23 protein-coding genes are annotated in these 23,634 nt (G+C 70.9%); 12 read left to right on the top strand and 11 right to left on the bottom strand.

The annotated features are described in order from the left end of the window. Window positions 1-59 precede the first annotated feature (59 nt). Together ABZ434_RS00525 and ABZ434_RS00520 are read left to right on the top strand one after the other, a co-directional pair. Window positions 60-2,180: a hypothetical protein gene (locus ABZ434_RS00525; RefSeq protein WP_359131007.1), complete on the top strand. Its 2,121-nt coding sequence runs from the start codon at window positions 60-62 to the stop codon at window positions 2,178-2,180. Further along, the gene (locus ABZ434_RS00520) at window positions 2,173-3,738 is read left to right on the top strand and encodes a hypothetical protein (RefSeq protein ID WP_359131006.1); all 1,566 of its coding nucleotides are present in this window, start codon (window positions 2,173-2,175) and stop codon (window positions 3,736-3,738) included. Before ABZ434_RS00525 ends, ABZ434_RS00520 begins: the two co-directional genes overlap by 8 nt. A gap of 69 nt (window positions 3,739-3,807) precedes the next feature. Here ABZ434_RS00520 and ccsB read toward each other — a convergent pair whose 3' ends face one another. The 7 genes from ccsB to hemL all read right to left on the bottom strand — a co-directional run bounded on the left by ccsB (window position 3,808) and on the right by hemL (window position 11,893). Then, window positions 3,808-4,887: a c-type cytochrome biogenesis protein CcsB gene (gene ccsB / locus ABZ434_RS00515; RefSeq protein WP_359131005.1), complete on the bottom strand. Its 1,080-nt coding sequence runs from the start codon at window positions 4,885-4,887 to the stop codon at window positions 3,808-3,810. Then, a complete protein-coding gene (locus tag ABZ434_RS00510; RefSeq protein ID WP_359131002.1) occupies window positions 4,884-6,671 on the bottom strand; it encodes a cytochrome c biogenesis protein ResB in 1,788 nt (595 codons plus the stop codon). The genes ccsB and ABZ434_RS00510 overlap by 4 nt, the downstream gene beginning before the upstream one ends. A 7-nt stretch (window positions 6,672-6,678) precedes the next feature. Beyond that, entirely contained in the window at window positions 6,679-7,440 is a 762-nt protein-coding gene (locus ABZ434_RS00505; RefSeq protein WP_359131001.1) for a cytochrome c biogenesis protein CcdA, read from the bottom strand. A gap of 4 nt (window positions 7,441-7,444) precedes the next feature. Continuing rightward, on the bottom strand, window positions 7,445-8,053 hold the full coding sequence (locus ABZ434_RS00500) for a TlpA disulfide reductase family protein (RefSeq protein ID WP_359131000.1): 609 nt from the start codon (window positions 8,051-8,053) through the stop codon (window positions 7,445-7,447). 67 nt (window positions 8,054-8,120) lie between these two features. After that, entirely contained in the window at window positions 8,121-9,383 is a 1,263-nt protein-coding gene (locus ABZ434_RS00495) for a hypothetical protein (protein ID WP_359130998.1), read from the bottom strand. 495 nt (window positions 9,384-9,878) lie between these two features. Continuing rightward, complete coding sequence (locus tag ABZ434_RS00490; protein ID WP_359130995.1) at window positions 9,879-10,580, bottom strand: histidine phosphatase family protein; 702 nt, start codon at window positions 10,578-10,580, stop codon at window positions 9,879-9,881. Then, a complete protein-coding gene (gene hemL / locus ABZ434_RS00485; protein WP_359130994.1) occupies window positions 10,577-11,893 on the bottom strand; it encodes a glutamate-1-semialdehyde 2,1-aminomutase in 1,317 nt (438 codons plus the stop codon). The genes ABZ434_RS00490 and hemL overlap by 4 nt, the downstream gene beginning before the upstream one ends. A gap of 129 nt (window positions 11,894-12,022) precedes the next feature. On the opposite strand from hemL, the gene ABZ434_RS00480 reads away from it, so the two are divergent. From ABZ434_RS00480 to ABZ434_RS00470, 3 genes are read left to right on the top strand one after another with little or no spacing between them, the layout of a single operon-like run. Beyond that, the gene (locus tag ABZ434_RS00480; protein ID WP_359130993.1) at window positions 12,023-12,610 is read left to right on the top strand and encodes a hypothetical protein; all 588 of its coding nucleotides are present in this window, start codon (window positions 12,023-12,025) and stop codon (window positions 12,608-12,610) included. Window positions 12,611-12,664: 54 nt separating this feature from the next. Next, on the top strand, window positions 12,665-13,429 hold the full coding sequence (locus tag ABZ434_RS00475; RefSeq protein WP_359130992.1) for a helix-turn-helix domain-containing protein: 765 nt from the start codon (window positions 12,665-12,667) through the stop codon (window positions 13,427-13,429). Between the two features lie 48 nt (window positions 13,430-13,477). Continuing rightward, window positions 13,478-14,014 carry a DUF3291 domain-containing protein gene (locus ABZ434_RS00470; protein ID WP_359130991.1) on the top strand — a complete coding sequence of 179 codons (537 nt, stop codon included), beginning with the start codon at window positions 13,478-13,480 and terminating at the stop codon, window positions 14,012-14,014. 422 nt (window positions 14,015-14,436) lie between these two features. Here the strand turns inward: ABZ434_RS00470 and ABZ434_RS00465 are convergent, their stop codons facing one another. Beyond that, on the bottom strand, window positions 14,437-15,009 hold the full coding sequence (locus ABZ434_RS00465) for a TIGR03086 family metal-binding protein (protein WP_359130990.1): 573 nt from the start codon (window positions 15,007-15,009) through the stop codon (window positions 14,437-14,439). 89 nt (window positions 15,010-15,098) lie between these two features. On the opposite strand from ABZ434_RS00465, the gene ABZ434_RS00460 reads away from it, so the two are divergent. The 4 genes from ABZ434_RS00460 (at window position 15,099) to ABZ434_RS00445 (ending at window position 18,896) form a co-directional block, all read left to right on the top strand. Next, complete coding sequence (locus tag ABZ434_RS00460) at window positions 15,099-15,920, top strand: helix-turn-helix domain-containing protein (RefSeq protein WP_359130988.1); 822 nt, start codon at window positions 15,099-15,101, stop codon at window positions 15,918-15,920. 29 nt (window positions 15,921-15,949) lie between these two features. After that, window positions 15,950-16,480, top strand: coding sequence for a GNAT family N-acetyltransferase (locus tag ABZ434_RS00455; RefSeq protein WP_359130987.1), 531 nt, complete (start codon window positions 15,950-15,952; stop codon window positions 16,478-16,480). A 757-nt stretch (window positions 16,481-17,237) separates the two neighbouring features. Further along, the gene (locus ABZ434_RS00450; RefSeq protein WP_359130985.1) at window positions 17,238-18,077 is read left to right on the top strand and encodes an NAD(P)H-binding protein; all 840 of its coding nucleotides are present in this window, start codon (window positions 17,238-17,240) and stop codon (window positions 18,075-18,077) included. Between the two features lie 63 nt (window positions 18,078-18,140). After that, window positions 18,141-18,896: a Mut7-C RNAse domain-containing protein gene (locus ABZ434_RS00445; RefSeq protein WP_359130984.1), complete on the top strand. Its 756-nt coding sequence runs from the start codon at window positions 18,141-18,143 to the stop codon at window positions 18,894-18,896. Between the two features lie 14 nt (window positions 18,897-18,910). Here ABZ434_RS00445 and ABZ434_RS00440 read toward each other — a convergent pair whose 3' ends face one another. Beyond that, the gene (locus ABZ434_RS00440; protein ID WP_359130983.1) at window positions 18,911-19,399 is read right to left on the bottom strand and encodes a MarR family transcriptional regulator; all 489 of its coding nucleotides are present in this window, start codon (window positions 19,397-19,399) and stop codon (window positions 18,911-18,913) included. Between the two features lie 176 nt (window positions 19,400-19,575). Continuing rightward, window positions 19,576-20,151, bottom strand: a complete 576-nt coding sequence (locus tag ABZ434_RS00435; RefSeq protein ID WP_359130982.1) for a TetR family transcriptional regulator — start codon at window positions 20,149-20,151, stop codon at window positions 19,576-19,578. Between the two features lie 107 nt (window positions 20,152-20,258). On the opposite strand from ABZ434_RS00435, the gene ABZ434_RS00430 reads away from it, so the two are divergent. Continuing rightward, on the top strand, window positions 20,259-21,737 hold the full coding sequence (locus tag ABZ434_RS00430) for an FAD-dependent oxidoreductase (RefSeq protein ID WP_359130981.1): 1,479 nt from the start codon (window positions 20,259-20,261) through the stop codon (window positions 21,735-21,737). Between the two features lie 119 nt (window positions 21,738-21,856). Here the strand turns inward: ABZ434_RS00430 and ABZ434_RS00425 are convergent, their stop codons facing one another. Beyond that, a complete protein-coding gene (locus tag ABZ434_RS00425; RefSeq protein WP_359130979.1) occupies window positions 21,857-22,378 on the bottom strand; it encodes a hypothetical protein in 522 nt (173 codons plus the stop codon). A gap of 89 nt (window positions 22,379-22,467) precedes the next feature. On the opposite strand from ABZ434_RS00425, the gene ABZ434_RS00420 reads away from it, so the two are divergent. Beyond that, entirely contained in the window at window positions 22,468-22,803 is a 336-nt protein-coding gene (locus ABZ434_RS00420; RefSeq protein ID WP_359130978.1) for a YnfA family protein, read from the top strand. Between the two features lie 54 nt (window positions 22,804-22,857). After that, entirely contained in the window at window positions 22,858-23,616 is a 759-nt protein-coding gene (locus ABZ434_RS00415; RefSeq protein ID WP_359130977.1) for an SDR family oxidoreductase, read from the top strand. Window positions 23,617-23,634: the final 18 nt, after the last annotated feature.

Here is a 23,634-nt window from a genome sequence, read left to right as displayed (position 1 = left end):
CCGATATCCTGGGGTTGACGGTGTGACAGACCGGGCTGGGCGGCGGCGCTGGGGGTGCTGTGGAGCGAGAGCTGTACGGGCGCGAGGCAGTTTTCGGTGACGACGGACTCGCGGCGCGCCTGACCGGTCTCACTCCGCACGGTTCGCGGCGGGCCGGTTACGAGCACGGCGACGACCCGCCCGTCGCGGTGCTGACCGGTGGCCGCGGCATGGGCAAGACGGCCGTGCTCAAACAACTGCGCCATCTCTACCGGGAGATCACCCCGGTCGCCCTGGTGGACTGCGAGGCCGTGCGGCCGCCCGCGGATCCGGGGCCCGGCTGGACGCCCGTGACGGGCGTGCTGCCGGAACTCGCCACCCAGCTCACGGCACGGGTGCACGCGGCCCGCCCGGTGCAGTTCCCCCGGCTGAGCCTGGGGCTGGTGGCGGTGGCCTCGGTGTCCTGGCGCCGGGAGGACGAGTCACGGGCCCAGCGCGATCTGCAGTCGCTCGGGCCCGTGCTGGCGACGCTCGACACCCGGGCCGACACCGCGACGGGCTGGGTCACCAAGGTGTTGACGAAGCTGGCGGCCGGGGCGTTCGACTCGATGGCTCCGATGGCCGGCATGGTGGCGGAGGCCACCGTGGAGACGGTGCTGGAGGAGACGTTCAACCGGTTCCAGCGGCGCTCGGCGGACTGGTACGGGACGTACCCGCACGCGGGCGGCAACGGCCGCATCGGCCTGCGTCAGCTCGCGGTCGACTTCGAACGGGGCGGGGATCTGCGCCGCCGCGCCGAGGACCACCTGGTGCTGGCCCTGGTCACGGACCTGATGCGGGCCTACCGCGGGATGGGGCGCGGTGCCCGGCGCGGACGCCCGGTCCTGCTCCTCGACAACGCGCACACCGCGCTCGGCCGGCAACTCGTCGAACCGCTGCTGCGGCAGCGCGCGGGCGGGGTCCGGGACCGGATCGCGGTGTTCGCGTCCTCGCGCGTCCATGACCACGCGGGGCTGAGCCACGCGGTGCGTCGGCGGCTGCCCGAGGTGGCGCACGCCTCGCACTGGGTGCGGGGCACGGAGGTGACGTCCGGGATCCTGGCCGTCGGGCTCACCCCGCTGGACGCCGCCCACGTGCGCTCCGCGCTCGACCGTCACGATCCGCACGGCCGCACCCCGGCCGGGCTGGCGCGCGGGCTGCACCGGCTGACGGGCGGACGGCCGCTGGGGGTGGCCCTGCTGGCGCAGGCGGCGGGCGAGTCGCCGGACCCGGGTGCCCTGGTGCCGGGGTCGCTGCTGGAGAGCACGGTGGAGCTGCGGGAGGACCGCCCGCCGGTCCGGGTCGCCGAAGAGCTGCTGCAACGGCTGCTGCCCGGGCAGCGTCCGGACGTGCTGAGCGTGCTGGCCGCCGCACACGGCGAGGACTCGGCGCGGCTGCTGGCCACGACCCGGCTGCGCGGGGAGTCGCTGGACGGCGATGTGGCCCTGCGGGTGCGGGACGCGCTGCGGTCGGAGGACTGGCCGGTGGGGCCCGAGCACTTCGTCGCCGATCCGCTGCTGCGGTCCCTGCTGCTGCACCGGCTGCGGTTCCAGGACGACGACCCGCCGTACTACGCGGTGTGGCGCGCGGTGCACGAGACGCTGCGCTCGGCGTACGCCGCCGGGGGCAGCTGCCCGAGCGAACCGCATCGGCTGCACCAGGAGCTGGTGCTGGGCGGGGCGGAGGACTGCGTGACGCATCTGCGGGTGCAGTTCGCCCGGCCGGACGTGCTGAGCTGGCTCGACGCGCTGCGCTTCATCGCCTCGGCCCCCTGCCCCCGCCCGCCGGGTAGTTCCGGTCCCGATCCCCGGCGGGCCGTCGCGCTGGGGCGGGCCGCCGCCTCCGAGGAGGAACGGGCAGCGCTCGCCGGGCTCGACGAGCGGGCCGCCGAGCTCCAGTTGCAGCTGCGGCGGCTGCTCCACGCCGTCTGGCTGCTGTCCGATCCGCTGGCCCTGCCCGACGAAGAGGTGATCGACAAGATGGCGCACGAGCTGCGGCAGCTGTCCGGCAGGCATCCGACGGGGCACGCGGTGCTCTGGGACGCGGCGACGCACTGGCCGCGCGACCTGCGGGACTGGCGGTCACTGTCCATGCCGCCGGGCGCACCCGTGCCGGCGCGGGTCGGCCCGCACGGTCCGGGGGGCGGTGGTCCGGATGCGTAACCCGCTGCGGTACCGGCTGTGGTGGACCACCCGGCAGAAGATCGTCACGTCCCTCGTCGTGGGCGCCCTGCTGGCCACGGGCGGCTGGTACGGGGTGGGCCGCCTGACCGCGCCCGAGGACCGCTCCTGCGCGACGGGGGTCGCCCGTCCGCAGGGCAGTGACGAGTGCGTCGGGGTGTCCGGCGACGGTTACGACTTCGGGCAGTCCCAGCTGACCTCCGTGGCCGCGGCGATCGGCCGGGAGAACAGTTCGCTGAAGGCCGGGCGGTACGCGACGGTCGCGCTGCTGCTCCCGCTGACCTCGACCGACGCGTCCATGCGGACGAAGGTGCTGCACGAGCTCCAGGGCGCGTTCGCCGCGCAGTACCGGGCCAACCACCACGCGAACGGCCAGGTCCCGCAGATCCGGGTGGTGCTCGCCAACATCGGGAACAACAGCCTGCTGTGGCGGCCGGTGGTGGACCGGCTGCGGACGATGACGGGGGCCCCGCACCGGCTGCGCGCGGTGTCCGGGGTGGCGATCAGCAGTACGCAGGCCAAGGAGGCGGTGAAGGAGCTGACCGGGGCCGGTATCCCGGTCGTGGGCTCCACCATCACCGCCGACGACATCGCCAACGGACCCTCGGGGGATCCGTTCCCCGGCCTGGCCCGGGTGTCGCCGACCAACCGCGACGAGGCCCGAGCCCTCGCCTCGTTCGGTGAGGTGAAGGCGGACAGGGCCCTGCTGGTGCAGGACACCCGCAGCGGCGACCACTACACCGACACCCTGAAGGCCGCGTTCAGCACCCTCCTCAAGGGGTCCACGTACGAGCCGGAGCTGTTCACCTCGCGGAAGGATCCGTACGACGAGGGCACCACGGCCAACACCTTCGAGCAGATCACCCACCTCATCTGCGACACGGACGCGGACACGGTGTTCTTCGCCGGGCGTCATGTCCAGCTCCGCCAGTTCGTCAACGCCCTGGGTGCGCGCGGCTGTCAGAACCGCCGCTTCACGGTGCTCACCGGCGACGAGGGCTCGTACCTGGGCGACGACAGGAAGCTCGACCGGAACGCGCTGCGGCGCAAGGTGACGGTCCGCTACGCCTCGCTGGCGCATCCGGACGCCTGGCCGGCGGTGGCCGCGGGGGGCAGGACGCCGACCGGCGGTTCGGCGGAGGACTACCGGGCGTTCACCGGTCTGCTGGCCGAGGTGGGGAAGAAGCCGGTCGGTCCGATCGGGCCGACCGCGCACGACGACCTGACCGACGGGCAGGTGATCATCGCCCATGACGCGATGACGCTCGCGGTGGCGGGGATCCGGCGGGCGACCGCCGACGGGAAGCAACTGCCGGGCCTGGAGGACGTGGGCGGCCAGTGGCCCCGGGTGAAGGGGTCGCTGCGGGTACGGGGGGCGAGCGGCTGGATCTGTCTGGACAACCACGGCAACCCGTACAACAAGGCAGTACCGGTGGTGGAGCTGGCCCCGGACCCGCCGCACCAGCGGTTCGCGGAGCTGGCCTGGCCGGAGGGGGCCCCGCCGAAGGAGCAGTGTCTGCCACCGTCGTCGGCGCCCTGACCCGCAGGACGGAAAACGGCTGCCCGCCCCCGCCGGAGCGGGGACGGGCAGCCGTGGTGGTTGCGGGGCTCAGACGCCGGCGTAGGAGTGCTTGCCGGTGACGAAGATGTTGACGCCGTAGTAGTTGAAGATCCAGCAGCCGAAGGCGATCAGCGCCAGGTAGGCGGCCTTGCGGCCCTTCCACCCCGCGGTGGCCCGGGCGTGCAGGTAGCAGGCGTACGCGACCCAGGTGATGAAGGACCAGACCTCCTTGGGGTCCCAGCCCCAGTAGCGGCCCCACGCGTCACCGGCCCAGATCGCGCCCGCGATGATCGTGAACGTCCACAGCGGGAAGACCGCCGCGTTGATGCGGTACGAGAACTTGTCGAGGCTCGACGCGGACGGCATCCGGGAGAGGACGGAATGCGCGAACGTGCCGGGCTCCTGCCCGTTGGCGATCTTGCTCTCGTAGCTGTCGCGGAAGAGGTAGATGAGGGTGCCGATGCCGCCGATGAAGAACACGGCCCCGCAGATGATGGCGGTGGAGACGTGGATCCACAGCCAGTACGAGTGCAGCGCGGGCACCAGCTGGTCGCTGGAGGTGTAGAGCACGGTGGTCGCGAGGCCGAGGTCCAGCAGGACGGCGGTGACCAGGATCAGGCCCATCCAGCGGACGTTCTTCTTCAGGGCGAGCAGGGCCAGGTACGCGCCGACCGCCACCGTGGAGAAGGTGATGGAGAACTCGTACATGTTGCCCCAGGGGGCGCGCTGCACGGACATCGCACGGGCGATCACCCCGCCCGCCTGGACGAGGAAGGCGAGCACGGTCATCGAGACCGCGATCCGCCCGTAGAGGTCTCCCTTGAAGGTGCCGCCCGCTGCCCCGGGCCCGTCCGGCACGTCACGCGACCCGGCCGCTGAGCGGGTGACGATCTTCGGCCGCTCCAGGACGGCGGTGGTGCCGCCCTTCTGCGTGACCTGGACCTTCACCGTGCCCGTGGCACCCTCGGTGGTCAGCTCGGCGGCGGTGCGGCCGACCTTGCTGCGGGACCCGAACACCCACTCCGCGATGTGCGCGAAGAAGGCCAGGGTGTAGACGGCCATCGACGAATAGATCAGCACATTGCTGGTGTGTGCCAGATTCTCGTTGGTTGCGGCGGCGAGATTCACTTCTCAGCCCCTTCGGAGGGTTCTGCGGAGGACGCGGCGACGACGTGGGTGCCGGAATCCGGATCGGTGTCGGGGTCGGTGTCTGGGCCGGGCGCGGTGGGCGCGACGGCGTTGAGCGTGACCGCGAGATCGGCCAGCTCCTCGGGAAGCTTCGCGGACTCGCTGCGGCCGAGCCCCGCCATTTCGACGACCGTGACACCGTCCGCGCCGCGCACGGCACGGATCCACACCCGCCGCCGCTGGATGAACAGCGAGCCGGCCAGTCCGGCGATCGCGCCGATGGCTCCGGTGAGCGCCCAGCCGCTGGCGGGCTGCTCGGAGATCTGGAAGCTGGCCCATTCCTGGAGGCCCTCGAAGGTGATCGAGCCGGCGCCGCCGGGCAGCTTCATCGTCTCGCCGACGAGCAGCCGCTCCTTGAGCTGGTTGCCCTCGGAGTCCTTGAACTCCGTCATCTTGGACTTGTCCAGCTGGTACACGTTCTGCGCAAGCCCGGAGTCGACGCCGAGCGAGCCGTGATAGCCGTTGAGCGCGAGGACGGGCATGTCGGCAGCCGGGAACTGCGACCACATCGTGCCCTTGCCCTTACCGGCGAAGGTCGGCACGAAGAAGGCCTGGAAGCCCAGTTGGTCCTTGTCGCCGTTCTTGTCGCGGTAGCCGTCCATCACCTTGATCGCGCCGGAGGACGTGACGTTGTTGTCGAGGGGCAGCAGCGGCACGGCGGCCTTGTAGACCTCCTTGCCCCGGCCGTCCTTGACGGAGACGACGGGCGCGTAGCCGTGAGCGTTGAGATAGACCTTCGTACCGTCGACGACGAGAGGTTCGTTGACCTTGATGACGGTCTTCTTCGGCTTGCCGTAGGCGCCGTCGGAGTACGTCACGTGCGCCTCGTACGTCCGGGGCGTGCCGATCTGCGGGCCGCTGCGCTCGTACGTGCCGATGAAGTCGTCGAGGGTGAAGCTGAAGGGCGCCAGCGAGTCCTCGTCGAAGAGCGAGCCGGACTTGAAGTTGTCGTACTGGGTGATCGTGTTGGAGAACCCGTCGCCCTCGACGACCAGCTTGGCTCCCTCGGACTTGAAGAGCTGGCCCCAGGCGAAGGCCACCAGCATCAGGATCAGCGCGATGTGGAACATGAGGTTCCCGGCCTCGCGCAGATAGCCCTTCTCGGCCGCGACGGCGTCGCCGGCGACGTGGGCCCGGAAGCGGCGCTTGCGCATCATCGCGAGCGCGGCCTCGTGGACCTGCTCGGGCTCGGCCTCGGTGCGCCAGGTCGTGTAGGCGGGCAGCCGGGTCAGCCGCTTGGGGGCGCCCGGCGGGCGGCTGCGCAGCTGGCCGATGAACGTGCCGGTGCGCGGCACGATGCAGCCGATGAGCGAGACGAACAGCAGGATGTAGATCGCGGAGAACCACACCGAGCTGTAGACGTCGAAGAACTGGAGCTTCTCGTAGATCGGCGTGACGGTGGTGTGGAGCCCCTTGAACGTCTGCACCTTGAGCTCGTCGACGCTGTTCTGCGGAATCAACGAGCCGGGGATGGCGCCGAGCGACAGCAGGAAGAGCAGGATCAGGGCGACCCGCATGGAGGTGAGCTGGCGCCAGAACCAGCGCGCCCAGCCGATGACACCCATGGCGGGAAGACTCGCCAGGGCCTCCTCGCGCGGGGCGGTGGAGAGCTGGGAGCCGGCGGCGCCGAGCTCACGGGCGGTCTCCCGGTCCTGCTCCGCGCGCACCTCCCGCTCGTCGGGGCGCTCGCGCTCCTGGGACGGGTTGGACGTGGTGTTGCTCATTCGGTACTCAGATCCCCACCGTGAAGCCGGCAGACCAGCCCTGCAGTTCCTGCATCATGCTGCCCCACGCGCCGGTCAGCAGGAGCAGCCCGGTCACGATCATCATGCCGCCGCCGATGCGCATGACCCAGGCGTAGTGGCGCTTGACCCAGCCGAAGGCGCCCAGTGCCTTGCGGAAGGCGACGGCGGCGAGCACGAACGGGATGCCCAGGCCGAGGCAGTAGGCGACGGTCAGTATCGCCCCACGTCCGGCGGTCCCCTGGTCCATCGCGAGGATGCTCACCGAGCTGAGCGTCGGGCCGAGGCACGGCGTCCAGCCGATCCCGAAGAGCGCGCCGAGCAGCGGGGCGCCCACCAGGCCGGTCACCGGCTTCCTGTGGATGCGGAACTCCCGCTGGGTCATCCACGGCATCAGGCCCATGAAGAAGACCCCCATGAGGATCATCAGCACGCCGAGGACCTTGGCGAGCGGCCCGCTGTTCGCCTGGAGCGTGTCACCGAAGTAGCCGAAGAGCGCGCCGCCGGAGACGAACACGGCGGTGAAACCGGCCACGAAGAGAGAGGCACCCGCGACCATCCGCCCCCGTCGTGCCTCGGCCAGGTCGGCGCCGCTGACGCCGGTGACGTAGCTCAGGTAGCCGGGGACGAGGGGCAGGACGCACGGGGAGAAGAAGGAGACGAGTCCGCCGAGCAGGGCGATGGGCAGGGCGACCAGCAGGGCCCCGCTCAGGACTGTCTCGTTCTGGGTGGCGACGGCGAGGGTGATCACCTGATCACTTCTCCGCGATCAGCGGGTCGAGCATCTTGCGCAGCCGGGTGTCGTCGAGCGGGCCCACGTAGCGGGCGGCCAGCTTGCCCTCCCGGTCGATGACCACCGTCGACGGGATGGACTGCAGCTTGAACGTGCCCTTGGGGAAACGCAGCAGGAGCTTTCCGGTCGGGTCGTAGAAGCTGGGGTAGGTGACCGCGAAGTCCTTCTCGAAGCTGATGGCCTGGGCCCGCTCCGGGTCGCGGGTGTTGACCCCGACGAACTGGACTCCCTGGTCCTCGGTGGCCTTGGCCACCTTGGTGAAGTACTTCGCTTCCAGCCGGCAGGGGGCGCACCACGAGCCCCAGGCGTTGAGGACGACGACCTTGCCCTTGTAGTCGGCGAGGTCGAGCTTCTTGCCGTCCAGGCTCTCGCCGTCGAGCTTCGGAGCGTCGGCGCGCTCACCCTTGGCCGCGGTGGAGATTCCGCCGGTGCCCGTCACGAAGTTCGTGTCGCCGCCGCCACCGGTCTTGTTGCCCGAACCGCACGCGCTCAGCGTCAGTGCGAGCGCGACGGCCGCCGCGGGTGCGGCGAGCAGGGTGAAGCGGCGTCGGGATGCGCGGCCATAGCTCATGTGAAAAGTTTCGCATGGCGGTTTCGGGGATCTTGGGCACCCCCCTCGGTGCCCGTAAAGCCCGTTGTCAGGCTTGTTTAAAGAACGCGTTCCAGCCGCCCTCGGGCGCCTGTCCGACCTCCAGCGTACGGAGCTTCGCGAGCACCGCCGGATCCTGGACGTCGAGCCAGTCGACGAACTGCCGGAACGAGACGAGGCGCACATCCGGCTTCCCCGCGATGTGCTTGAGCGCGTCCTCGACCGCATCCATATAGATGCCGCCGTTCCACTCCTCGAAGTGGTTGCCGATATAGAACGGCGCCCGGTTGGTCTCGTACGCACGCTGGAAACCGCTGAGGTACGACTGGGTGGCCTGGTTGCGCCAGCCCGGATACCGGGAGGGCATTCCCCTGGTCGAATTCTGCGACTGGTTGGCCAGGATGTTGTAGTCCATGGAGAGGACCTCGAAGCTGTGCCCGGGGAACGGGATCCCCTGGAGCGGCAGGTCCCACACGTCCATGCGCTTGGTGGGCCAGACCTGGGTGCCGCCGGGTGAGCTGGCGTCGTAGCGCCAGCCCAGCTTCTTCGCGGTGGGCAGGAGATTGTCCTGTCCGAGCAGACAGGGGGTGCGGCCGCCGACGAGTTCCTTGCGGTAATCGAAAGGCAGCGGATCGAGGTCGGTCCAGCCGGTGTTGGTCCGCCATTCGGTGACGAAGGAGATCGACTGATCGATTTCGCTCTGCCACTGGGAGGCCGACCAGTTGCCCACCGATCCGGAGCCGGCGCAGAAATGCCCGTTGAAGTGCGTGCCGATCTCATGGCCGTCGAGCCAGGCCTGGCGCACGCCCTTCAGCGTCTCCTTGATGTGACCGTCGGTGAGATAGCCGATGTCGGAGGCGCCGATGGGGTTGTTGGGGGGACGGTAGAGGGATTTCTTCGATTCGGGCAGCAGATAGATCCCGGAGAGGAAGAAGGTCATCGTCGCGTCGTGTTCCCTGGCGAGTTCCAGAAAACGCGGGAACAGCCCGTTTCCCACCTCGCCGGCCCCGTCCCAGGAAAAGATCACGAACTGCGGCGGCTTCTGGCCGGGTTCGAGCGGCACGGGCGCGGACGGCTGGCGCGGCTGCTTCCCGGTGTCGGCGGTGGAACCGTCCCCGATGGCACGGACGTCCTTCTTCGCGGGTCCATTGCCCTTGACCGAGCCGTCGGTGCCCTTCTCGCCCTTGGCACCCTTGTCCGGCCCGGCCCCACCCGTATCGGGCCCGCCGGAGGAACTGCAGCCCGCCATACCGATGGCGGCCGCGGCCCCGAGCCCGGCTCCGATCAATCCCCTTCGGCTGATGTCGCGCATGCCGTTCCCATCTGCGGTCGTTTTGCCTCAAGTCCATACAAACTGCCAAAGGCTTAGATGGGTGAAGCAACACGAAGGTTCCTCGAATTAGCACACAATTCTTTACGGAACCAGCCCCCGGACTTGACCGAACGCAAGATCGACCCCTGAACCCCCTCAAAAACCGCATGCCGAAACCCCGGACGGCTGAATTCCGCCCGGTCGGCCTACATCGCGGACCGCGGCGGGCGAAATCAAGCCTGTCCGGCGTTTGAGGACAGAACGACCACCGGGCCGCACCCGGGCTCACTCAGAGGTCACCCGGCCCGAGAAACCCCCGGCCAACGGCCGGCTACGGGCTGTCCCGCAACTCCTGGTGGATCAGCGCGCGGCGTCAGATGCGGTGCATCGCAAGGCGGAGAGGCGCCCGCATACTGGACGTATTCGGGCGTTTCGACAACGCGGAGAGGTGCCGTAGCTGTCGTCGTGCGCCCGCCAGGAATTGCGGGACAGCCCTTAGGCGCCGAACCCCTTCGAGGCTCCCTTCACCGGCTTCGCCCCCGCCAGCAGATGTGCCGGCACCAGGTCCCGCGCCGGCTCCGAGTAGCCGACCGACACGATCTTGTCGCCCTGGTACGTGAAGCTGGTCAGCGAGGCGAGCGTGCACTGGCGCTTGCGCGGGTCGTGCCACAGACGTCGCCGTTCCACGAAACTGCGGACGATCCAGATCGGCAGCTGGTGGCTGACGCACACCGCCTCGTGACCACGCGCCGCGTCGCGCGCCGCGTCCAGCGCGCCCATCATCCGTACGACCTGCTCGATGTACGGCTCACCCCACGACGGCCGGAAGGGGTTCGTCAGGTGCTTCCAGTTGTCCGGCTTGCGCAGCGCCCCGTCGCCCACGCCGAAGGTCTTGCCCTCGAAGACGTTGGCCGCCTCGATGAGCCGCTCGTCGGTGGCGAGGTCCAGGCCGTGCGTCTTGGCGATCGGCGTCGCCGTCTCCTGGGCGCGCTCCAGCGGGGAGGCGACGACATGCGTGATGTCGCGCCTGTCCAGGTGTTCGGCCACCCGGTCGGCCATCTGCCGGCCGAGCTCGGAGAGGTGGTATCCGGAACGGCGCCCGTACAGCACGCCCTCCGGGTTGTGCACCTCTCCGTGGCGCATCAGGTGGACGACGGTGATGTCCCTGCGTCCGGCGTTGCTGCTGGTCTCGCTCATGCGGTGGCCTCCGATGCGGCGCGGGCGGCGGCGGGCAGCGCGGCGGCGATCCGCTCGACCGCCCGGGTGTCGTGGGCCGTGGAGACGAACCACGACTCGAAGGCGGACGGGGGGAGATAGACGCCCTGCGCCAGCATCGAGTGGAAGAACGCGGTGAAGCGGAAAGCTTCCTGCCGCTTGGCGTCGTCGTAAGTGCGGACCGGCCCGTCCGTGAAGAAGACGGAGAACATGTTGCTCGCGGCCTGCACGGTGTGCGCGACGCCCTCCTTGTCCAGGGCCTGGCTCACGAGCCCCCGGATCTCCGCGGAGACCGCGTCGACCTTCGCGTACGCGGCGTCGTCCAGCAGACGCAGCTGAGCCAGACCGGCGGCGGTGGCGACCGGGTTGCCGGAGAGGGTGCCCGCCTGGTAGACGGGGCCGACGGGGGCCAGGTGCGCCATCACGTCGGCGCGACCGCCGAACGCTGCGGCCGGGAAGCCGCCGCCCATGACCTTGCCGAACGTCATCAGGTCGGGCCGCACCCCGTCGATGCCGAACCAGCCGGCCTTCGAGGTACGGAACCCGGTCATGACCTCGTCGGAGATGTACAGCGCCCCGTTGGCGGCGCAGATCTCCTTGAGCCCGGCGTTGAAACCGTCCAGCGGCGGTACGACGCCCATGTTGCCCGGCGAAGCCTCGGTGATCACACAGGCGATCTCGCCGGGCTGCGCGGCGAAGGCGGCCCGTACGGCCTCCAGGTCGTTGTACGGCAGCACGATCGTGTCGCCGGCCTGGGCGCCGGTGACCCCCGGCGTGTCCGGCAGGCCGAAGGTCGCCAGCCCGGACCCGGCGGCGGCGAGCAGCGCGTCGACGTGACCGTGGTAGCAGCCGGCGAACTTCACGATCTTCGCCCGGCCGGTGAAGCCGCGGGCGAGACGGATCGCGGACATGGTCGCCTCGGTGCCGGACGACACGAGCCGCACCTGCTCCACGGGCTCGACCCGGGCCACGATCTCCTCGGCGAGTGCGACCTCGCCCTCGCCGGGCGTACCGAAGGAGGTGCCGCGGGCGACGGCCTCCTGGACGGCGGCGATGACTTCGGGGTGGGAATGGCCGAGAATCATCGGCCCCCACGAGCACACGAGGTCGACATACTCACGACCATCGGCATCGGTGAGGTACGGACCGGTACCGGAGACCATGAAGCGGGGCGTACCGCCTACGGCCCGGAAGGCACGTACAGGAGAGTTCACGCCACCGGGCGTCACGAGGGACGCGCGGTCGAAAAGCGTCTGCGAAACTGGGGCGTCATAGGGAAAGCTCACACATGCCATGGTGTCAGAGCCACGGACGGTCTTGCGGACAGGTGTTTCACCGCACGTTCGTGGGGGAGGTCACTGACACGATGATCGGGTTGCGCGGCGGGGGCTACGTCTCCTAGTTAGTAGTCGGGTGGATGAGATATGCATCGCGGTGGCGAAGTGGGCGAAGGCACCGACGACCTGGGGCCCGAGCCTGCCCGGCGGGGTCGGCACCGGCGCGAGGCTGAGCGCAAGCAGGGCATACAGGCCGGTGGTGCGCAGGTCGGAGCTGGAAGCAGGAGTGGTGGCCGGGTGGGGGTGACCTACAAGTACTTCGGGGCCCCCGACGGGGCCACTGCCGCACGCGTGCCCATTTCCATGCGCCCCGAGGAACTCGGCGGCGACGAGCTGGGCATGGGCGGCATGTTCACCAAGATCAAGCCGGAGACGGTGGCGGCGATGGTCCTCACCGGCATACAGGGCATACCCCTGCACAAGGTCCCGCCGCTGGAGCTGGTCGTGCTGCACCCCGACTACGCGGTGGTCAAGCTCCCCATGACCGTGGTGGACCCGCTGCGCGGTGTGGGCGAGGAGTCCGTGGGTGCCGCGGCCTTCATCTGGTCGACGGTGCCGGACCGCGGGGGCCCGCGTGACGCGTTCAACGTCTACCAGTTGCTGCACGAGTGGCAGGACTTCAGCCATCGGCTGCACGACGCGGGGCACCAGGCGTACTGCCTGGTGTGGCCCTGACCGCCCCTCCCGAGGGGCCCTGTCGTCAATCACCATTAGTTATAGAATTGCCGCGTGAGCAGCGAGGATGCCGCCCTGGAGGCGTTGGTCGCACTGGGGGATCCGGTGCGGCGTGGACTGTATCGGCACGTCACCGGGACACCCGGCGAGGTGGGGCGGGACGCCGCGGCCGAAGCGGTGGGGGTCTCCCGTTCGCTGGCCGCGTTCCACCTGGACAAGCTGGTCGAGGCCGGGCTGCTCGAGGTGTGTTTCCGGCGCCTCTCGGGACGCAGCGGGCCGGGTGCCGGGCGGCCCTCGAAGCTGTACCGGAGGGCCGAGGGGGAGCGCACGGTATCGGTGCCGCCCCGGTCCTACGACACGGCGAGCCGGCTGCTGGCCGAGGTGGTGGAGCAGGCCGGGCTCGACGGAGAACTGCAGGCGGCGGCGCGAGCGGCCGGGAAGGCGTCGGGGAGCGCGTCGGACGCCGCGGCGGATCCCGTCGAGGCCCTGCGGTCACGCGGTTACGAGCCGTTCCGGGACGGGGCGACACTGCGGCTGAACAACTGCCCGTTCCACGCGCTGGCCGATCAGTTCCCCGCCCTGGTGTGCGGGATGAACCTGGCCGGGATCGAGGGCCTGCTCGCGGGGCTGCCGGACGGGGCGAACTGGAGCGCGGCGATGGATCCCCTTCCGCAGGGATGCTGCGTCGCACTCCGCGCGGCAGAGGTCACGCCGGACGTCCCGCCTGAGGCCGCGCCCGATGCCACGGCTGCAGCGGCACCCGATGGCGCACCGGGAACCACACCCGAAGCCGCACCCGACGTCACACCCGAAGTCTAAAAAAGCATTCGTTGACTTTAGAAGGTTCACCCGGGCATGCTTGGCCCCGTGAGCGACTTCCACCTTGCCCAAGTCAACGTCGGGCGCATGCTTGCCCCGCTCGACAACCCTCAGCTGGCCGACTTCGTCGCCCAGCTCACGGAGATCAACGCCGTTGCCGATCAGGCTCCCGGCTTCGTCTGGCGCATGGTCGATGACGGCGGAGCCGACGCGACGAACCTGCGCCCCCAGCGCGACGACGACCTGCTCCTGATCAACTGCTCGGTCTGGGAATCGGTCGAGGCGCTGCGGAACTACACGTACCGCAGCGACCACCTCAAGGTGCTGGCGCGCCGCCGGGAATGGTTCGAGCGCCTCTCCGACTTCTACCTCGCCCTGTGGTGGGTCCCCGCAGGACACCGCCCGAGCGTCGAGGAGGCGATGGCCCGCATCGCCCTCATCCGCGAAGCGGGCGAGGGCCCCGGGGCGTTCACCTTCCGGTCCCCCCACCCGCCGCCGGCCGGGCCCCCCGGCACGGCCGGAAGCACGCGCCACGACGGCCTCTCCCCCACTGGACACACACCCGCCGAACACGCGCCCCGCTGAGCGGACCGCTGCCGAACACACGGTCCAGCCGACGTCACCCCCGGCGGCCACCTGCACGAAGGGTGTCCTTCAGCCAGCCCTATCCGGCCATTCATTGGCCGAAGAATGATCTTCAGTCGACCTGTCGTACCTGCCGATGCAGGAGGGGCATCGACACTGAAGGAGGCCTGCCGTGGGCGACGCTCTGCCGGCTCTGTCCATCCCCGTGCTGGTCTTCGCCTCCGGCATCTACGCGGCATGTGAGACCTGGTGGCGGCGCCGGCACCCGGCGCCGCCGTCCCCGTACACCCATCAGGCGGCCCGGCTGGCCGAGCGCGCGATGCTCGTGGAAGCCGAGCGGATCGTGGACGGGGCCTACGAGACGCTCGGCACTCTCTACGACGGCCAAACGGCGACGGAAGCGCCATTTCCGGCCACTGGCGTCACGCCCGGGGCGGCTGCCAGTCCGGGTCACGACCGGTCAGCGCCAGCACCCGCGCAAAGGGGCTAGCACCCTTCGGTACGGGGAACGGCTCACCGAACATCTTCGCCTCCCGTGCCTTCGGCGCCATCCCCTGCATGGCGGGGCCGATCTCGTTCACCACGTCCTCGTGCGGCACGAACTCCTGGCCGGTGGCCCGCGCCAGGTCCCACGCGTGCACCGTCAGATCGCCGAGCACCATGTGCCCGACCGTACGGGCGGGGAACCCCATGGAGCCCGCCGTACCCTCATCCGCGCCCGGCGCTGCCCACGCCTCGACCAGCGCGGCCGTCTGCTCACCGAAGCGCTTCCGCCAGTCGCCCGTGACCGCGTCCGGGGTCACGCCGAAGTCCGCGTCCCGCCTGGCCGCGAGTGCCGTGAAGTTGACGACCACCTGGGCGAGGTGGCTGATCAGGGCACGGACGTCGTACTCCGCACACGGTGTGGGGTCGCCCAGTCGGTTGTCGTCGATGCCGCGCACCACGGGCAGCGCGCTGCCGGCGGCCGCGTCCAGCAATTCACTGATCTTCTTCATGCTTCGACCATGCATCCGGAGGCGGCCCAGGTCTTGAAGAAACGCGCCAACCGCGACACGGAGGCGAGCGCGTCATAGGATCGGCAGCCATGTCCGGCTCCCGAGGTCCCCGACGCGACACCCGGGGCATCGTCGACGCCCCCGAGCTGTTCACGCACGTGCGCTTCCGGCGCCGCGAGCCCGCCCCCGCGCTGCGCCCGTACCTGGAGCACTACTGGCTGATCGACTGGGACCTGCGTGAGCCGTACGCCTCCCATCTGGTCCCGCACCCCAGCGTCAACCTGGTCTTCGAGCGGTACGCGGGCTGCGGCGACGAGGACGCCGGTTTCGCCGAGGTCTCGGGCATCGGCCTGGAGCTCTTCACCCAGAAGCTGGAGGGGCGGGGGCGGGTCTGCGGCGTGCAGTTCCGGCCGGGCGGCTTCCGGCCGTTCGCGCCGGACCGGCCGGTGTCCGAGTGGACGGGCCGCCGGGTCCCGGCCACCGACGTGTTCACACCGCCCGCGCCGCCGTCGGCCGTACTGGACCCCGGTCAGGAGGACGCGCGGGTCGCGGCGCTCGACGCGTACCTGCTGGCGCTGGATCCGCGGCCGGATCTGCAGGCCGACCGGGCCATGGCCCTGGTCGACCTCGTACGCACCGATCGCACGGTCCGCCGCGTCGGCGAACTGGCCCGCGCCGAGGGGCTGTCGGTGCGGTCCCTGCAACGGCTGTTCGCCACGTACGTGGGCGTCGGCCCCAAGTGGGTCATCCTCCGCTACCGCATCCACGAGGCCCTGGAACGCGCCGAATCGGACCCGGCGGTGGACTGGGCGGGGCTCGCCGCGGATCTCGGTTACAGCGACCAGGCCCACCTGGTCAGAGACTTCACCGCGACGGTCGGCGTCCCGCCGACCGTGCTGGGTGCCCGCTGACTGTCAGTGGCCCGCCCTACAGTTCTGGCATGGAGCGCACCGAAGCATCGTCCGTACGAATCGAGCCCTGGTCGGACAGCGACCTGGAGCTGCTCCGCCGCGCCAACGCACCGGAACTGATGGACCATCTGGGCGGGCCCGAGACGGAGGAACAGCTCATAGGGCGTCATGGCCGTTACGTGGCGCTGAGCGCGGACCGGGAGGGCCGGGGCAGGATGTTCCGCATCGCACTGCCCGGTGAGGCCGAGGCCGTGGGCACCATCGGCTACTGGGAGCGCACCTGGCAGGGCCGGAAGGTGTACGAGACGGGGTGGGCCGTCCTCGCCGAGTTCCAGGGCCGGGGCATCGCGTCGTCCGCCACGGCAGCCTTGGTCGGGCAGGCGCGCGCCGCGCACAGGCACCGCTATCTGCACGCCTACCCGTCCGTGGACAACGCCGCGTCGAACGGGGTGTGCCGCAAGGCGGGTTTCACCCTGGTCGGCGAGTGCGAGGTCGAGTACCCGCCGGGCCACGCACTGCTGACCAATGACTGGCGACTGGACCTCCACCCGGGTCGCTGACCGGGCCGTGCGGTCTCTTCGCCCGGTGACCCGCGCCCGGCCCCCCACCCGTGACAACTCGCACCACGGGACACGGAACGGGGTGCATGGCTTCAACCCGAGCCCTGCGCAGACCTGTTGTGTCCGGATCTCCAGAACATCGGCGCCGGGAAGATGCTCGGGACGCGTGTGACCGTTCATATGGTGCGCGAGGGCGAGCCGGCGTTCTGCGCGACCTCTGCCGCCGGCTGCTCGCCGACGAGGGAGCCCCCGAGACTGGTCCGCCGGCCTGCACGAATACGCGGAGTTCACCCTGCGCCTCCGCGCGGTGGATAGGGGGCCCGAGATGACGGCCGAACTCGCCCACCGGCTGCGTATCGATGTGGAACTTCCCGAAGAGCTTCCCGCCCCCGCCCGCGGTGGGTTCATGGAGCGGCGCCGCCGGAACCGGAAGACAGGCCGGTAAGGGGCACGCGAGGCGGGCCCGCGGTGGTCCGCCGCGCCTGCGACCGTCAGCCCCCGCCGCGAAATACGCGCGGGACCGGGGCATCGCGAGGCGGGCCCGCGTTCGTCGACCGCGCCCGTGACCGTCAGCCCCCGCCGCGAAATACGCGCGGGACCGCCCGGCCACCTGCCTCCGAAGCAGTTGACGGGTGCAGCCGAGCCCTCGGATAACTATCTGCGCGACGCAGCTTATGTGTGTCACAGTTAGCTGTCCAGGGTCACAGCGCCCCGGACACCCACCGCACCTCCACCCCCGTTCGAGGAGAACCCCTCCATGCCCACCCTTGTCACCGGCTGCCGCGGCCGCGTAGGTTCCGCGCTCGTTTCACTCCTGCACCAGGGCGGCCACCCCGTGCGTGCCGGCTCCCGCCACCCCGGCGAGCTCTCGCTGCCGACGGGCGTCCCGGCCGTCGCCTGCGACCTCGGCGACCCCGACACCTTCGCGCCGGCCCTGGATGGCGTCGACTCCGTCTTCCTCTACGCCGAGCCGTCCCACGTCACCGAATTCCTCACCGCCGCGCAGACCGCCGGCGTCGCACACGTCGTCCTGCTCTCCTCCAGTTCCGTCCTCGACCCCGACGCCCGGTCCAACCCGATCGCCGCCTCCCATCACGCGGTGGAGCAGGCGCTGAACGATTCGCCCCTCACCGCGACCCTGCTGCGCCCCGGCGCCTTCGCGGGCAACGCCCACCAGTGGTCGGAGTCCTTCCGGTCCGGCCGCCCCGTCGAGCTGCCCTACCCGCACAGCGCGACCAGCCCCATCGACGAGGCCGACATCGCCGACGTCGCACACGCCGTCCTCACCGACGCGCGACTGCGGGGCTCGGCATACCACCTGACCGGCCCCGAGTCCCTCACCGCCGCCGAGCAGGTAGGACTGCTGGCGGCGGCGTCCGGCAGCCCCGCCACCGTCCGCCCCGTGAGCAGGGCGGCCTGGAAGGATGCCGTGTCGCCCTTCGTGCCCGAGGAGATCGCCGAGGCGCTGCTCGACCACTGGGCCGCCACGGACGGCTCTCCGGCCGAAATCACGGGTGAGACCGAGAAACTGACCGGCCGTCCGGCGCGTACGTTCGCGGCGTGGGCCGCCGAACACGCTGCGGCCTTCCGCGCCTGACGCCCCGCACCCGCCCATCCGAATCCCGTGGCCGGCGCCTCGCCCCGATGGCATCCTGACCAGGTGAACGGACCCGAGATCCACCTCGAAGTCGCCCCCGAACTGCGTCTCTTCGTCGCGCATGACCGCCGCCGGGGCAGGACGGCCGTGACCACCGACGGCTCGTCCACCCTCGGTCACGTCGTGGAGTCGCTCGGAGTCCCGCTCACCGAGGCGGGCCGGCTGCTCGTCGACGGCACCCCCGTACCGGTGTCACACATCCCCGCAGCGGGCGAACTGGTCGAGGTCCGGGCGGTTCAGCGCCCGCAGCACGTGCCGGGCGCCCCCCTGCGCTTCCTGCTCGACGTCCACCTCGGCACGCTCGCGCGCCGACTGCGGCTGCTCGGGGTCGACGCGGCGTACGAGAGCGAGGACATCGGCGACCCCGCGCTGGCCACCCGCTCGGCTCAGGAACGGCGGGTCCTGCTCTCCCGGGACCGGGGGCTGTTGCGCCGGCGTGAGATCTGGGCGGGGGCGTACGTGTACAGCGACCGGCCCGAGGCGCAGTTGCGTGACGTACTGGAGCGGTTCGCACCGGCCCTCGCCCCGTGGACGCGGTGCACGGCGTGCAACGGCCCGCTGGCGGCGGCGGACAAGGACTCCGTCAGCGGGCAGCTGGAACACGGCACGCAGCGGTCGTACGACGTCTTCGCCCAGTGCACGGAGTGCGACCGGGTGTACTGGCGCGGCGCCCACCACGCCCGCCTGGAGGCGATCGTCACCGAAGCGGTCCGGGAGTTCGGCAACGCCCTGGCCGGGCCCGGCCCGTCGGGCGGCTGAGCCCGCGTCCTGCGTCAGGGCATGTCGCCGTCGCGCAGCCTCTCGATCTGCGCCGTACTCAGCTCCGCCGTCCGCCGCATGTGGGCGATGAGGAAGGCGACCTCGTCGTCGTCGTACGCGTCGAACAGGGCCGCCCAGCCGCCGTTCAACCGCTCCCAGACCGCACCGAACTCCGCCATCCGCTCAGGCACGGTCGCGACGAGCACCCGCCGCCGGTCCGCCGTGTCCCGCGCACGCGTCACGTAGCCGGCCCGCTCCAGCCGGTCGACGAGCCGGGTCGCCGAGCCGGTGGTGAGCCCCGTCAGCTCCGCGACCCGGCCCGTGGTGACGGGTTCAGCCTCCAGACCCAGCAGGTTCAGGCACTGCAGATCCGTGGGGTGCAGCCGCAGATGATCGGCCACAGCCTGGTTGAACAGGGCGTAGGAGGCCATGTAGCGGCGTGAGGTGACGGCCAGCTCGGCCAGCAGCAGGCTGCGGCGCGGGGCGGATGGCTTCTGCGGCATGCAGAGAGTGTACGGAGCAGACGTCATCGGGAACGGCCGCCGAGGCCGCTGCCCCGCCGCCTCGCCTGCCGCCCCAGCCGGACCGCCGCGACCGCTCGGCCCCACCCTCACGGAGCCGGGATCACCGCCACCGCTCGGACACCATCCTCACCCCTCGAATCTCCCGAGGGTCGGCGCTACGGCTTCTCGGCGGTCAGATAGCGCTGGACGGTGGGCGCGAGCCACGCGATCACCTCTTCCCGGTCCATCGACACCGCGGGCGGGATGCGCAGGACGTAGCGCGCGAGGGCCATGCCCAGGATCTGGGAGGCCGCGAGCGCCGCCCGGCGCGGAGCGTCGGCGGGGTCGGGGCATACTCCCGCGGCTATCGGGCCCAGTTGCTCGGCGAAGACGGCCCGCATCCGCTCGGCACCGGCCTCGTTGGTGACGCCGACCCTGAGCAGCCCGGTGAGCACGTCGTCCTGCTCCCAGCGGTCCAGGAAGTGCCCTACGAGGACGGCACCGATGTGCTTGCCGGGCATTGCCCCGAGCGCGGGCATCCGCAGGTCGATCACGGACGCGGCGGCGAACAGCCCCTCCTTGTTCCCGTAGTAGCGCATCACCATCGACGGGTCGATGTTCGCGTCGCGCGCGATGGACCGGATGGTGGCGCGCTCGTAGCCATCGGCCGCGAAACGCTCGCGGGCCGCTTCGAGGATCGCGGCCTTGGTGGCATCCGAGCGGCGATGGGATCCGGGGGCTCTCGTCGTCATGCCAACAACTGTAGGCCAACACCTGTTGACATGCCAATGGGGCCGCTCTACATTTGCCAACAAGCGTTGACCAACAAGCGTTGGCATTCGACATCAGGGAGACCGCCATGAACAGCAGCCCCGACTCCGGCACGACCTCGAACCGCGACATCACACCCACCGTCGACGTACTCGTCGTGGGCGCGGGCCCCACCGGACTGCTGCTCGCGGGCGACCTTGCCGCCCAGGGCCTGTCGGTCACCGTCGTCGAACGCCGGCGTCACGAGGCGGGGAACGTCACCCGCGCCTTCGCCGTACACGCCCGCACGCTCGAACTGCTCGACTCCCGCGGACTCGCCGACGAACTGATCAGGACGGGAACCACCCTCACGGCCCTCCGCCTCTTCGACCGGCTCGGCCTCGACCTCTCCCGGCTGCCCACCCGGTTCCCGTTCCTGCTGATCACCCCGCAGTACGAGGTCGAGCGCCTGCTGGAGCGCCGGGCCCGCGCCGCCGAGGTGGACCTGCGATACGGAGCGGAGCTGACGGCCCTCGACCGGGCTTCGAGCACGGACACGGTCACCGCGAGCATCCGCCAGGCGGACGGCACGCAGACCACGCTCACGGCGCGCTATGCCGTGGGCACCGACGGGGTGCGCAGTTCGGTGCGCCAGGCGCTCGGCCTCCCCTTCCCCGGCGAGTCCGTGATCCGGTCCATCGTGCTGGCCGATGTCCGGCTGGCCGAGGAGCCCGCCGCCCTTCTGACGGTCAACGGCGTGGGGGACGCCTTCGCCTTCATCGCACCCTTCGGCGACGGCTGGTACCGAGTGATGGGCTGGGACCGGACCCGCCAGGCAGCCGACGGCGACCCGGTCGAGCTCGACGAACTTCGCGAGATCGCCCGCCGCGCCTTCGGCACCGACTACGGGATGCACGACGCCCGATGGATCTCCCGCTTCCACAGCGACGAGCGCCAGGTGCCCGCGTACCGCACCGGACGGGTCTTCCTCGCCGGCGACGCCGCGCACGTCCACTCGCCCGCGGGCGGCCAGGGAATGAACACCGGCCTCCAGGACGCCGCCAACCTCTCCTGGAAGCTGGCAGCAGCGCTGCGGGGGCACGCGGCAGACCCCGAGGCGCTTCTGGACAGCTATCACGCCGAGCGACACCCGGTGGGCGCCGACGTGCTCCGCGCCAGCGGCGCGATCGTCCGCCTCGCCATGGCCCACAGCCCGCTCCAGCGCGCGGCCAGGGCTCTGGTCACCCGGGCACTGTCCGTCGTCCGTCCAGCCTCCGACCGGGCCATCGGCATGATCTCCGGCATCGGGATCGGCTATGCGGCGCCACGCGGCTCCCACCGGCTGACGGGGAGGCGCGCTCCCGACCTCAGCCTGGCGGAGGGGCGCCTGCACCAACTGCTGGGCGAGGGCGCTTTCGTGCTCATCACCCCGGCCGGAGTACCCACCCCCACGTCACCGGCGCCGGTCCTGCACGCCCACTGGGCAGGCGACCGGGCGACGGCCCTGCTGGTCCGCCCCGACGGCTACATCGCCTGGGCGGACGACCGGTCCGACCCGGCGGCCCTCAAGGCCGCGCTGGCCCGGTGAACCCACCCGAGGCGACCGGGACGGCGCAGACATCGACGACGCCCGAGCCGACCGGGAGGGCGAGTACACCCTCGGCACCCGCGCCCGCCGAGGCACGGCCGGACACACGCCCAGCCGGCTCAGAAGACGTACTCGTCCCCCGTGGCGGGAGCCAGCACCTCGTGTCTGCTGTTCTTCGCGTTCCGGTCCGTCGCCCCGCCGTTCCACACGGTGTCGATCCGGACGACCACTTCGGCCGGCCGGCCCGCCAGCTGCAGTTCGAGGGCGAGCTGCCGCTGCTCGGAACCGTCCGCACGCAATCTGCCCGTCCGGCACAGCACAGTCGACCGGTCGGCCCGCAGACACTCCTGCGGCAGCTCCTGGCGGCCCGCCAGCGGCACGGAGATCCGCAGCCGCACGGTCACTCCGTCCAGATCCGCCGGCCCACGGTTCTCGCTCCGCAGCCAGATCCCGAGCCCGGTGCCCCACAGCGAAACATGCCCGTGGTGCGATACATCGGCCTCCGGCGCGATCTTCCACGCCGCAGCCGTCCCGACGGGCGTGCCGACGGCCGCGGCCGTCCCGCCCACGCCCAGCGCCACCGTCGACGCCATCGCCGCCGCAGCGGCCACCCCCAGCAGAGCCTTACGCGTCACTACCATGCCCTGAAGATACAGATCATCACGAATTATCCATATTTACCCACTGGTTCGGCGCGTCCTGGAACACACGCTCATGGCAGCCTGCCTCCATGTCTGTGATCCGGTCCATCGCCCTCTTCGTCATCGCCGCCCTGTTCGAGATCGGTGGCGCCTGGCTCGTGTGGCAAGGGGTCCGGGAGCACCGCGGATGGGCCTGGATCGGCGGGGGCATCGTCGCCCTGGCCACCTACGGCTTCGTCGCCACCCTCCAGCCGGACGGCGAGTTCGGCCGGGTGCTCGCCGCGTACGGCGGAGTCTTCGTCGTGGGGTCGATCGCCTGGGGCATGGCCGCCGACGGATACCGCCCCGACCGCTGGGACGTGACGGGTGCGCTGATCTGCCTGGCAGGCATGGCCGTCATCATGTACGCCCCCCGCAACCACTGACCGCACTCCTGCCTATCCTGAGCCCGTACCGATCAGCTGTCCGAGGAGCCCGCCATGGCCGCATCCCCCATCGCCGTCATCACCGGAGCGAGCAGCGGCATCGGCGCCGCTACCGCCCGGCAGCTGGCGGCCGCCGGCTTCCGCGTGGTGCTCACCGCCCGCCGCAAGGACCGCATCGAGGCGCTCGCCGCCGAGATCACCGAGGCGGGCCACGAAGCCACGGCCTACGCCCTGGACGTCACCGACCGCGCCGCGGTCGACGAGTTCGCCACCGCGTTCCGCACCCTCGCCGTCCTCGTCAACAACGCCGGCGGCGCGCTCGGGGCCGACCCCGTGGCCACCGGGGACCCGGCGGACTGGCGCCAGATGTACGAGACCAACGTCATCGGCACGCTCAACGTCACCCAGGCCCTGCTCCCGGCCCTCACCGCGGGCGGTAACGGCACGGTGGTCATCCTCTCCTCGACCGCCGGCCTCTCCACCTACGAGGGCGGCGGCGGCTACGTGGCCGCCAAGCACGGCGAACACGTCCTGGCGGAGACCCTGCGACTGGAGATCGTCGGCACCCCGGTCCGCGTCATCGAGGTCGCGCCCGGCATGGTCAAGACGGAGGAGTTCGCGACCACCCGTTTCCGCGGCGACGCCGAGAAGGCCGCCAAGGTCTACGCGGGCGTCGATGCCCCCCTCACCGCGGACGACGTGGCCGACACGATCACCTGGGCCATCACCCGCCCCAGCCACGTGAACATCGACCTCCTGGTGGTCCGCCCCCGCGCCCAGGCCTCCAACTCGAAGGTGCACCGCACGGCCTGAGGCCGACGGGGACGAGGG

It is taken from the genome of Streptomyces sp. NPDC005761 (genome assembly GCF_040630635.1).
GTDB lineage: Bacteria > Actinomycetota > Actinomycetes > Streptomycetales > Streptomycetaceae > Streptomyces.
Note: the sequence above shows the minus strand (reverse complement) of the source record. Positions and strands in the feature narration are given on the sequence as shown.